The organism is Candidatus Phytoplasma asiaticum, from assembly GCF_015100165.3.
In the GTDB taxonomy this organism is placed as follows: Bacteria; Bacillota_I; Bacilli_A; order Acholeplasmatales; family Acholeplasmataceae; genus Phytoplasma; species Phytoplasma citri.
The window spans coordinates 417,310-429,433 of the sequence record NZ_CP097206.1; the positions used below are offsets into that span (position 1 = coordinate 417,310).

Below are 12,124 nucleotides of genomic sequence, written 5' to 3' on the forward strand. Positions count from 1 at the left end.
AAGCAAGTTTCCAAGCATCCGGCTTTCCATAATTTACTCTCTTTCAAGAACTAATTTCCCCTTACGGTTGATTAGCTATTTATTCTTATCGTTCTTGTTCTTTTGATATCATGTATTTGTTGATTGGTTACCTTACGATGACAATCTTTACACAATACCTTGGTACTTTTATTCATAATACTCTGGCGGTTCGCGTTGCGAACTGTCCCAATGTGATGAATTTGAAGTTGGGTTGTTTTATTGCAGTTTTCGCAACGTTCCGCTTTCAGGCGGTCAGTTAGGTGCGTACGACCTTGGAATATATATCTATTAATGGTAATGTCCGGATTCCCTTTATATTTACGCATTTTTTTAATTTTATCCCAAGAGTAGACTTCCCATGGTTCGTATTGAGTTTTTCCTTTGGATACCCCAAGTTGAACCTCTATTGAGTTTCTTTCGGACTCTGGCAATCGATGTTTTCCATTTTCTTGCCAGTGTTTTCAAACAGCTATATTCAGCCAGATAGTTTAGATAGGTTAAAACACCGAGATTGTTAGCTAAACAAAAGTATTGGATAATTCCTCTCACAATTGTTTGATAGGTTCGGATTATTTCTAATTCATCTCTATCTGCTAATATTTCGTCGTGTTTTATCTTCCCCCTTTTTAACCAATTGTATTCATATCCATATTCTTCGGCTTTTGCTTTGGGGACTTGAATTTGAACACTGCCGTTTAGGGAATTCTTTGTAGATTTCCTTGTACGAGTTTTATTGGTGGGATTTACCTTTATCAAGTAGGATAAAAACCTTGTCCCTTTATTGGCTTTCACAATTTTTGATTTGTCCTTACTGATGATAAGTTTCAAGTCTTGTTCTAGCCATTGGATCACTTGATTCTTAATCCCTTCGGCTTTGTCATACTCGCCTTTAACGCCAATGATAAAATCATCAGCGTAGCGGATGTATTCAACTCTAGGTTTTGGATTTAGATTTATCCATCTATCAGTCCCTAGTTTATGATGTCGGTTTTTTGACCATGCTCTCACATATTCTGGGTTGCCTTTCTTAATTGGCTTTCCTTCTTTGATCAGTTCTTCCATTTTTAGATCGATGTAATGCAAATATAAATTCGCTAGTAAGGGAGAGATAATCCCTCCCTGAGGAGATCCAGATAAGGATTTGTATTTGATTCCGTTTTTCATGAAGCCAGCTTTCAACCATTTGTTAATAGTTGAGAGGACTTTATTCTTTCTGATGAACTGATTTAGGGTTCTCATAAGAATTCCATGATTGATGGTATCAAAGTAGCCTTTTAAGTCGATTTTGATAATGTAGTCAATTCCTTGAAATCTTTGTTTAACGCGTTTTACAGCGTCATGGCAAGATTTTTTGGTTCTGAATCCGAAGCTCCATTCTGAAAAAATATTCTCAAAATAGGGAGTTAAGAGTTGTTCGAGGCATTTTTGTATTAGCCTGTCCTTGATAGTAGGTAGCCCCAGAGGTCTAGTCCTTTTGTTATCACTAGGGATGAGAATTCTTTTAACTGGTTTAGGGTTGTAACCATTATTGACGTATTCCTGATGGTATCTTTCTAGTTTATCTAGATTAATCCCATCAACGGTTTCATTGTCAATTCCGGGTGTGCCCGCTCCTTTGTTAGCAGCAATTTTATTAAATGCTATTAGCGTATTATAAAAGTTATTCATCCCCTACTGTAATTCTCTTTTTAAGGAGTGACTATTTGATGAACGATATTGAATTTTATCCAATGTTCGCGAAAGCTTAGTTTCTAGTGAAACGGTTGTTGACATAATATATCAACCCCTTCCTCGATGCCATTGAATAAATAGTAAATTACTATCTTCTTTCGCCCTATAAGAGTTATTAACTCTCTTCTGGGTAAGACGATTAACTAAACTATTCCAAATTTAGGTTTACCCTTACGACTACTAAGAAGATGCTTTATCCTTGACGATCCGGGCTTTATTTCCGGATTAGTAAATTTAATTACTTCGTTTTAGGATTCTCCAAGTTACACTAAATTTCTACCTTAATTCTTTAGGGGAAGTATCCTCTTTAGGAGGCTGATTCCAGGTTTTCTTAATCTGATAAACTACTCGATACTTAAGTTTTATAACAGTAGTCTCTGGACTGTCCGTTTAAGCAACTTCCGGAACAGGTTCGTCAATTACTTCAATTTTCCTTCTTAGGCCATTGCAGGCTTCTCCATCGAATTATTTGGTGGCGGCGTCTTTTTGACTAATTTGCTTTTGTCGCAACCCGCTTTTATAGTCTGCTGTAATCTGGCATGCTTTCGTCTACCAGACCGACCATATCCTTTCAGGGTTTATCGGCCCTGGCTATTGGTTAGATAGCACGAAATTTAGGCCTCTTTGGCGCCCACTTAAATGACGTGAAGGTTTAGAAGGATGAATGCGAGCTAAAAACAAAATTTCACTAGCATAAATATTTCCTATTCCTGAAATTACACTTTGATCTAATAAAACTTGTTTAATAACTCTATTAGTCTTTTGTAATTTATTATAAAAATCATTTAACAAAATTTCGAAAGGATCTTTAGCTAATTTACTTAAAGGACTTGTAATCAAATAATTATTGTAATTATAAATTAAAAAACGTCCAAATTTACGAGTATCATAATAACTCATAACTATATCATTATCTAAATATAATCGCCAACATTCATGTTTATAAATATTATTACACAAATTAATAGGATTTAAATTAATTTTACCTTCCATGCGTAAATGACCAATTAAAACCAAGTTATTACTTAAAAAAAAAATTAAATATTTACCTTGACGCTTAACTTTTAAAAAAAATTTATTTTTAATTTGATTAAAATATTTTTTATTACCTATAATCGGTTCATAAAAAATATCTATATCTTTAATAATCGAGATAGATTAACGCGGTTTAGAAAGAAGAAATAATAATAACTTGCTTCATATTCGCAATTAGCCTCCCACAGAACCGGACAAGCAGGTTTCCAAGCATCCGGCGCCTAATATCTTATAATCTAAGATATTGAAACTCTTTCGCCATGTAAAGGTTATTACCCTTCGCCTTGATCAGGTTCTTCTCGAATATTCCAATTCCAGAATTAAACTGACGACTACTCTAAGTTTCGCTTTTCCCTTGAGCCTAGCACTGCTAGTTTTAACCCTAAGAAGGTGCTTTTAGGGAGATCAAAGTTACTACATAATTCTACGGGAAGTGTTAGGGGCAGTTTACCATCATTCAAGTTAGGAATATCTGTAGAAGTTTGATTAATTTAGATGGAAAAGTGTAGGAAGGGGTCAATTTATTTTTAACCTAATTGATAATTTACAATAATAAGAATTAATTTATTATGTATCCTTCCTTAATTCTGGTAGCAATATCTTACCAAAATGTTTTAATTAAACCACTCTATTTAACCGCTTAGGGACTTGCACCTTTTCCTTGACTTCTGGTCTGGCGTCGACTTGTTGACTAGATATTTCGTCTCATCTCGCTTGCGTGCTTTTGCTGTTATCAACTATTCTTTCGAACTAGTTGATCAAGCCCACCTTGTGGTGTTTACGTGACCTCTAGAGAAATTATCACTCTAGGCTATGCGTTAAATAGCAGAATTATGAGCATCTTTTGCGCCCTAGCGATTTATAATTTGTTTGTTTAAAGCTCTTACAATAACTTCTACTTCTGGTAGTTCCGGCATTAAAAAGATCTCCTTTATTTTTTTATTTATAAAATTTTTTACAAACCAATTCAAATTATCTAGATCTAATTCCGATTTGCTATTCACTTACGTGAATAAATTTTTCAATCAACAAAGTACCTTTTTCTTTTAACATAATTTTATTAAGAAATAATTTTCCAGTTATAATTTTTATTTTTTGACCTGGTTGTAAAAAAAATTCTGGATTATCATTATCAATATGTTCAAAAAATAAAATTAATTCTGAAAAAATTTTAATCTCAGAGTGGATAAGTATTTTCAGATCAACAGTATACCATTCTTTAGAAATTTTCAAGTTTTTATCTTTATTATATCTTACATTTACTATACAAATTAAATCGTTAATAGAATAATTGTTATATAAATTACTATCAAGTAGTTTAGCGAAATTCATAAAAATCACAAAACCTTTCTAAAATAAAAAATTTTAAATAGATACAATAATAGGTAAAATTAAAGGATTACGTAAAGTAGTTTCATAAATACGAGGAGTGATAAAATTAATAATAGCTTTTATTAAATAACTTTCATTAACTGTTTCAGAAGATAATAATTTTTGAATCATATTTTTAATATCATTAGATATTTTTTGAATAAAATCGCCACTACCTTTCATATAAATAAATCCTCGAGATACAACCATCGGATGATTAATAATTTTTTTATTTTTCCAATCCATGCTAACAATAATAGATAACAATCCTTCTTCGTTTAAAATTTTTCTTTCCTTAATGATAGAATTGCTTAAATTTTCTGAACCAGAATCATCAATATAAATATCATCATGAGGAATTTTTCGGATTAATTGAGCTTTTTCAGGACTTAAACCTAATACATCACCATTATCTAAAATAAAAACATTCTCAGAAGGTATACCACATTCAATAGCTAACTTTTTATGAGCCATTAACATAACATATTCACCATGAACCGGAACTAAAAAACGTGGTTTAATTAAATTTAACATTAATTTCAAATCATTTTGACTAGCATGTCCAGAAGCGTGAGTATCTACTAAAAACCCATGTAAAATCACATTAACTTCCATTTTATACAATAAATCTAAAATTTTATTCACGCTATCTTGATTTCCTGGAATAGGAGAAGATGAAAAAATTACTGTATCTTTATTATTTAATTTAATTTGCCGATGAGTACCATTCGCCATACGACTCAAAGCAGCTAAAGGTTCCCCTTGAGAACCAGTGCATAACAAAGTAATATCTTCATCATTAGCATTAATATTGTTGCTATTAGCTAAAAATTCTTTTGGCACTTTTAAATAACCATTTTTAGCCCCAACTTCAATTGCTTTTTCCATACTTCGGCCAAAGACAGCTACTTTTCTTTTAGTTAAAACACTAGCTTGAATAATTTGTCTAATACGATAATAATTAGACGCAAAAGTAACAATAATAATTCTACCTTTAATTTGATAAAATAAATTATTAATAGTATCTCCGATTTTATTTTCTGATTCTATAAAACCTTTTTGTTGAGCATTAGTAGAGTCCGATAACAAACATAAAACTCCTTTTTTACCTAAATCAGCTAATTTAGCATAATTCGCTAAAGGACCTTCAGGAGTATGATCAATTTTAAAATCACCAGTATAAAAAATAATATTTTTATTATATTCAAAAACAATACCAAAAGTATCAGGTATTGAATGATTTAGACGTACAAAAGAAATTGTAACCTTTCCAAAACACAATTCAGATTCTTCTTCATATTTATCTAAAATATGCATATATTTTTGCAATTTATGTTCTGTTAATTTAAATTCAATCAAATCATAAGCAATACCAGTAACCAAAATCTTGGGTATTTTGACTTTACGTAATAAAAAAGGAATGCTGCCAATATGATCCTCATGACCGTGAGTAATTAAAAGACATTGAATTTTATGTTCATTTTTAATTAAATATTCATAACTAGGAATTATATAATTAATACCTAAAAAAGAATCTTCAGAAAAAGACATGCCCGAATCCATAATAAAAATTTTATCCTGAATTTCGACCACATACATATTTTTACCTACTTCACCTAATCCGCCCAAAGCATAAAATAAAATATCAAATTTAGATTGTTGTTGCGAAATATGTGCTACCATTTGTAAAATTATCCTTTACTTTCAATTACAATATTTGAATTAAAATTTAAATCTTTATTCAGCGTTGACCGAGTTGCAGAAATTAAAACAGGAATGATGACAGGTTTTTTTTTAGTAGCTTTAAAAATAAATTTAGATAATTCTTCTCGCAAACTATTTTTAAAATCACTCCATTTAATTTGTTTATTAATATGTATAAACTGTGTACTTATTTTTAAAAATAATTCTTTCAACTGTTGAATCAGAGGTTCTATTTTCATTTTATCTAAAAATCCCTTACTAACCAACTTAATATTATCAATATTTCCGATTACTTTACGCAAACGTAGATCTAAATTACAGGCTATAATTAAAATTCCATCATTAGCTAATAACTCCCTATCTTTAATAATAAAATTATTACCATCTATAACTGGTGTACCATCAATTAAAATTTCGCCTAAATTTTTTAAAAAATTTTTTTTAATTAAAGGTTTATGTAAACCATCATAAAACCACATATCACCATTTTCTATTAAAAAAATTTTATTATCCGAAAAATTAAAATTTTGAACCATTTTTTTTACATAATATTGATGTCTATATTCGCCTGCGATAGGTAAAAAAAATTTTGGTTTTAATAAATATAATAATAATTTTAAATATTCTTGATAATCATAAGATAAGTTTTGAAATAGATCTTTAATTAAAAATTCTACTTGAAAACCATGTCTTGCTAATATATCAATAGTTTTATTTTGGACTTTATCAATACCAGGTAAATCCACAGAAAATAATAAAATTTTATCGGCTATATGCAATTTCATTAAACGGTCAGTTTTTTTGCACATACGTTGCAAACGATAAAAAGCTTCAAAACGTCGGCCAAACACTAATACAACAACATTATTATATTTCAAATAATCTTTAGAATTTTTTAAATTAATTAAAGTATTTTCGGGAATTTTTAAATATTTTTTGGATAAAGCGATATCAATAATTTTTTCACTTTTACGACCTAAAATAATAATCTTTAAATTAGCTTGTACAGCTAAATCTATAACCATTTGAATCTTTAATAAATCTGGAATTAAAAAAGTAACAATAATATTGTTTTCTATATGGCCAAAAAAACTACTCAAATGATGTTCTAAAATTTCTTCTCTTTTAGGTTTTACTAAACTCAAAGCCCCTTGGGAAACTAATAATAAAGCTAAAACTTTTTTACGAGCCAATTCTACTAAAGTGGTAAAATTAGTTTGAAAAAAATTATTTTTAGATTGTTGCATATGCATAGCACTCATATATATAATCATTCCTGAAGAGGTTTCAAAAGCTAAACCTAAAGTACCTGGTAAAAAATGAGATATCCCGAAAACAAAAATTTTAATATTATCAATAGTAATTTTCATATCATCTTTTATCATATTAAACGATAAACAAGATAAATCTATATTTGCTTGTTTTAAATTAAATTTAATTACTTCCATAGTAAAATCTGAAGCATAAATAGGAATAGACCATTCTTTTATGAAATAAACTAAAGCTCCTGAATAAGTTTCTAAAGCTGAAGTAATAAAAATACCTTTAATTTGTCCTTTAATAGATTCTAATTTATGATATTCTGGTAAAATAGCATCAATACCATTTACTAATACATTAGGATATTTTAAACCAGCATCTAAAATAAAATAAGAAGAATTGATTTTTAAGAGGTAAAAATTTTTCCCATTCTCCCCTATACCTCCTAAAGCGAAAAAATTAATTTCTTGCATTTTTTTAATAGAACTCCCTTAAAAAATTAATAATACGATATCATTAATTGAAATAATTTCAAAACATATGTTTACCGATTAATTTGATTTTTTTATCATTATTAATTAAAGTTTATAATATAAATATTATATTTTTAAAATAAAAATAAATAAATTTAATATGATGTTAATTATTTTTAAAAATACTTGAATTTGGTTAATCACTATTTATTATAGCTTTAAAACAATTAATATCAATTTTTTTCTATTTTTTTAGAAAGTTATCAGATAAATAAAAATATGAAATATCCAATTAAAATTAATAATCAAAATTTAAATTATAATAAAAAAAGTAATTTAGGAAAAAAATTAGAACAAGATATCAATTTAACCAATAAATTTTATCAAGAAAATCAAATCGCTTTTATTCATAAAAATGAAATCCCTATACAAGTAGTTAAAGTCGAATATGCACAAAGAAAAAAAACTAAAATTGTAGAAGCTTATTATCGTTTAAAATCTTTACCAGATTATCAAGGAATTTATAAAGGTAAATATTTATCTTTTGATGCTAAAGAAACTAATAATGTAAAAAAATTTCCTTTAAAAAATATTCCTAATCATCAAATAATTTATTTACAAAAAATAAACGAATTGAAAGGAATAGCATTTTTAATTATTCATTTTAAACGTTATAACAAATATTTTTATCTGCCTATATCTTTTTTAAATAATTTTATACAAAAATCTTCATCCAAAAGTATTGATTATCAAATTTTTATTAATGAATTATGGCAAATTCCTTATAGTTATCGTCCTAGATTAGATTACTTACAAATTGTTAATAAATTTATCTAAAAGATATAAATTATCCATTTTATAAATTAAATTCAGTATTTTCATTAATAATAGGTTTTAAAAACAACAAAATACATCCAATAAGTGTATTAGTTAACAAAATCATAATATTAATATAAATAACCAAAATCCAATATATAGATAAAAAAGGATTTAAATGAGTTATTATCCAAGAATCTGATTCAAATATTAAAAACAAAGAATCATAAGAATAATAATAGAAACTATAAATACACAATATATAAGAAATAATTTGCATAAAAGAAATTAATAATAAACTTTTTATAATATTTTTTTTCATTAAATATGGAGAGTTTTTGATTTGAAATAAACCAGATAAAGAATAAGCCATATATGGAAAAATAAAAAAAAACATTAAAAATGATAATTGTAAATATCTTGTTTGGTTCAAAATAAACATATTAATAATAGGCCATTCCAACGCGGTATGAATCATGACATAAACAAGATTAGCACATAAACTAAATTTTAATCCGAACAAAAAACCTATTAAAACTATAGGCAATAACTCTAATTTGATTAAAGATCCGTGACAATCTTGAAAAAAAAATTTAGTAAATACAAATTCAATAAAGAAAGAGATTGTTAATAACAAAGAACTAATAATTACTTTTTTTAACGAAAAAATCTTCATAATTAACTTTTAAAATATACCTTTCTTATATTATACATTTTTATTAAAAAGGATAAACAAAAAAATTGGAAATTAATAAGTATTTTCCGCAACAAAATTCCGATAAAAATTTAACTCATTGTTTATGATTGTTTATATTTATTATTAATTAAACCTTGTTCTAATAAAAATAAAAAATCTTGATTCGAAGCATTCAAAATATAATCATTAATATTCACCTTTTGCAAAACTTTTTGAATATCTTCTGTTCTAAATAAAATATTCTCAAAAAAACTACAAAATTTTTCTAAATTTTCTTGAATATGAAAAAAATCGCCACATAATTCCATTTTTCTAATATAACCATTTTCTAATTCTAAAAAAACTTTTATTTCGCCCCATCCAAAACGATATTGCAAATTTTTGGAATAAATAGGATGATTAAATAACCATTTAAAAGAATTATATTTAATAGCTAATTTATTAATAACAGCTAAATCTTTTTCAGTTAAAATTAATTCTTGTTTTTTTAAAAATTTTTCCAAATAATTAACTAATATTTCTTGTGTCATATCAGGAAGATAATCTTTCAAATTAAGCACTCGTGAACGCACACTATCAATACCTTTAGAAATTAATTTTTGATTATTTGGAGTAATACAACGTATCATCGTATCTATATCACATTGATAAAGTAAAGTTCCATGCATAACAATTCCATTTTTATTTTTCCAAAAAGCATTACCAGAAACCTTTTTACCTTTAAATAAAATATCATTACGACCGCCAAAATATAAAGATATTCCTAAATTATTAAATGCTTGAATAATAAAATTTAAATATCTTTTAAAACTAAAATCTAAAAATTTATTTTTAAAAATAAAACTAAAAATCGGTGTATTAAAATCATTATAAACGCAACCACCACCACTCGGTCTACGAAAAAATTCAATTTTATTTTTTTTGATAAAATCTAAATTAATTTCATTTTCAATAATCTGATTACGACCAATCACTATTCCTTTCATAGTCCAGAAAAAAAAATAAATTTCATCATCATATTTTAAAAAATTATTCAAAATATACTCTTCTAAAGCATAATAAAAATAAGGTTTATAAACCGATGATAATAATGGATATTTAACTAAAATCATAATAAATAAGTTCCAAATTCTTTCTCTTTTAATAAACCACCAAAAATAAAAAATACTATATTTTATTCATTAATTATTATATCTAAGCCAATATATAATTATTAAATATAATAATAAATAAACAAAATAACCACCATTACAAAAATATATAATGATGGTTTTTTATCAATTTAATCTTTCATAAAACAAATAAACAATACGGATAGATTAATTGCGTTTTATCCAACGATATATATTTGCTGTTTTATTTACAATCAGCCCCCGTCCAAACCGGACAAGCAAGTTTCCAAGCATCCGGCTTTCCATAATTTACTCTCTTGCGAGAACTAATTTTCCCTTGCGGTTAATTAGCTATTTATTCTTATCGTTCTATTCTTCCTGATATCATGTGTTTGTTGATTGATTATCTTGCGATGGCAATCTTTACATAATACCTTGGTACTTTTATTCATAATACCAACTCTTGGATTTGGATTTAGATTGGTAAGACTATCAATCTCCAGTTGATGGTGCTGGTTTTTTAGCCATGCTTTCCTATATTCTGGGTTACCTTTCTTAATTGGCTTTCCTTTTTTAATTAGTTCTCCCATTTTTAGGTCAATGTGATGTAAGTACACATTCGCCAGCAGGGGGGAAATAATTCCTCCTTGGGGAGAACCGGATAAGGATTCATATTTGATTTCGTTTTTCATGAAGCCGGCTTTCAACCATTTGTTAATGGTTGAGAGGACTTTATTCTTTCTGATGAACCGATTTAAGGTTCTTATGAGAATCTCGTGATTGATGGTATCAAAGTAACCTTTTAAGTCGATTTTGACGATGTAGTCAATTCCTTTAAATCTTTGTTTGACGCGTTTGATGGCGTCGTGGCAAGATTTTTTGGTTCTAAATCCAAAGCTCCATTCTGAAAAGATATTTTCAAAATAGGGAGTTAAGAGTTGTTCGAGACATTTTTGTATTAGCCGGTCCTTGATAGTAGGTAGCCCCAGGGGTCTGGTTCCTTTATTATCACTAGGAATGAGAATTCTTTTAACTGGTTTGGGGTTATAACCATTATTGACGTATTCCTGATGGTATCTTTCTAGTCTTTCTAGATTAATCCCATCAATGGTTTCATTGTCAACACCTGGCGTACCCGCTCCTTTATTAGCAGCGATTCTGTTGAATGCTGTTAACGTGTTATAGAAATTATTCATTCCTTGTTGCAGCTCTCTTTTTAGAGAGTAACCGTTTGATGAACGATGTTGAATTCTATTCAATGTTCGCGAAAGTTTAGTTTCGAGTGAAACAGTTGTTGACATAATATATCAACCCCTTTCTTGATGCCACTGAATAAATAGTAAATTACTTTCTTCTTTCGCCCTATAAGAGTAGTTAACTCTTTTCTCGGTAAGCCGATTAACTAAATTATTCCAAATTTAGGTTTACCCTTACGACTACTAAAAAGATTCTTTATCCTTGACCATCCGGACTTTTATTTCCGGATTAGTAAATTTAATTACTTCGTTTTAGGATTCTCCAAGTTACACTAAATTTCTACCTTAATTCTTTAGGGGGAAGTATCCTCTTTTGGGAGGCTGATTCCAGGTTTCTTTATCTGATAAACTACTCAATACATCCTTTTTATATTAGTAGACTCTGGACTGTCCGTTTCAGCAACTTCCGAAACAGGTTTAGATATTACATCAATTTTCCTTCTTAGGCCATCTCAGGCTTCTCCGTAGAATTATTCGGTGGCGGAGTCGTCTTGACTAATTTGCTTTCGTCGCAACCCGCTTTTATGGTCTGCTGTAATTTGACGTTCTTTCGTTTGTCGAACCGACCATCTCCTTTCAGAGTTTATCAGCTCTGGCTATTGGTTAGATAGCACGAAATTTAGGCCTCTTTGGCACCCAATCCCGAAC

General features: G+C 28.2%; 8 protein-coding genes and 2 pseudogenes. 1 reads left to right on the top strand and 9 read right to left on the bottom strand.

Features of this window, described 5'->3' with window-relative positions:
- Positions 1-71: 71 nt before the first annotated feature.
- The 6 genes and pseudogenes from H7686_RS01790 to H7686_RS01815 form a co-directional block, all read right to left on the bottom strand.
- Positions 72-1,794 (bottom strand): annotated as a pseudogene (locus H7686_RS01790) (reverse transcriptase domain-containing protein).
- Between the two features lie 549 nt (positions 1,795-2,343).
- Entirely contained in the window at positions 2,344-2,907 is a 564-nt protein-coding gene (locus tag H7686_RS01795; RefSeq protein WP_444517565.1) for a DNA-formamidopyrimidine glycosylase family protein, read from the bottom strand.
- Positions 2,908-3,638: 731 nt separating this feature from the next.
- A complete protein-coding gene (locus tag H7686_RS01800) occupies positions 3,639-3,791 on the bottom strand; it encodes a hypothetical protein (RefSeq protein WP_444517532.1) in 153 nt (50 codons plus the stop codon).
- Positions 3,784-4,119 (bottom strand): hypothetical protein, encoded by a 336-nt coding sequence (locus H7686_RS01805; protein ID WP_193622092.1) that lies wholly within the window; start codon positions 4,117-4,119, stop codon positions 3,784-3,786. Before H7686_RS01805 ends, H7686_RS01800 begins: the two co-directional genes overlap by 8 nt.
- A 33-nt stretch (positions 4,120-4,152) precedes the next feature.
- Positions 4,153-5,841, bottom strand: coding sequence for a ribonuclease J (locus tag H7686_RS01810; protein ID WP_193622093.1), 1,689 nt, complete (start codon positions 5,839-5,841; stop codon positions 4,153-4,155).
- Positions 5,842-5,849: 8 nt separating this feature from the next.
- Positions 5,850-7,595, bottom strand: a complete 1,746-nt coding sequence (locus H7686_RS01815; RefSeq protein ID WP_193622094.1) for a ribonuclease J — start codon at positions 7,593-7,595, stop codon at positions 5,850-5,852.
- Positions 7,596-7,874: 279 nt separating this feature from the next.
- On the opposite strand from H7686_RS01815, the gene recU reads away from it, so the two are divergent.
- Positions 7,875-8,432, top strand: a complete 558-nt coding sequence (gene recU, locus H7686_RS01820; RefSeq protein WP_193622095.1) for a Holliday junction resolvase RecU — start codon at positions 7,875-7,877, stop codon at positions 8,430-8,432.
- 19 nt (positions 8,433-8,451) lie between these two features.
- On the opposite strand, the gene H7686_RS01825 is transcribed toward recU, so the two are convergent.
- The 3 genes and pseudogenes from H7686_RS01825 to H7686_RS01835 all read right to left on the bottom strand — a co-directional run.
- Positions 8,452-9,087: a hypothetical protein gene (locus H7686_RS01825; RefSeq protein ID WP_212304315.1), complete on the bottom strand. Its 636-nt coding sequence runs from the start codon at positions 9,085-9,087 to the stop codon at positions 8,452-8,454.
- Between the two features lie 122 nt (positions 9,088-9,209).
- Positions 9,210-10,220, bottom strand: coding sequence for a lipoate--protein ligase (locus H7686_RS01830; RefSeq protein ID WP_193622182.1), 1,011 nt, complete (start codon positions 10,218-10,220; stop codon positions 9,210-9,212).
- A gap of 458 nt (positions 10,221-10,678) precedes the next feature.
- Positions 10,679-11,521, bottom strand: a pseudogene (locus H7686_RS01835) (reverse transcriptase domain-containing protein); the annotation flags it as partial.
- Between the last annotated feature and the right edge of the window lie 603 nt (positions 11,522-12,124).

Bases quoted from the DNA above. Each gene is read 5' to 3' on its own strand.
- H7686_RS01805 (WP_193622092.1), bottom strand. From the start codon at position 4,119: ATGAATTTCGCTAAACTACTTGATAGTAATTTATATAACAATTATTCT.
- H7686_RS01830 (WP_193622182.1), bottom strand. From the start codon at position 10,220: ATGATTTTAGTTAAATATCCATTATTATCATCGGTTTATAAACCTTAT.
- H7686_RS01825 (WP_212304315.1), bottom strand. From the start codon at position 9,087: ATGAAGATTTTTTCGTTAAAAAAAGTAATTATTAGTTCTTTGTTATTA.
- H7686_RS01815 (WP_193622094.1), bottom strand. From the start codon at position 7,595: ATGCAAGAAATTAATTTTTTCGCTTTAGGAGGTATAGGGGAGAATGGG.
- recU (WP_193622095.1), top strand. From the start codon at position 7,875: ATGAAATATCCAATTAAAATTAATAATCAAAATTTAAATTATAATAAA.
- H7686_RS01810 (WP_193622093.1), bottom strand. From the start codon at position 5,841: ATGGTAGCACATATTTCGCAACAACAATCTAAATTTGATATTTTATTT.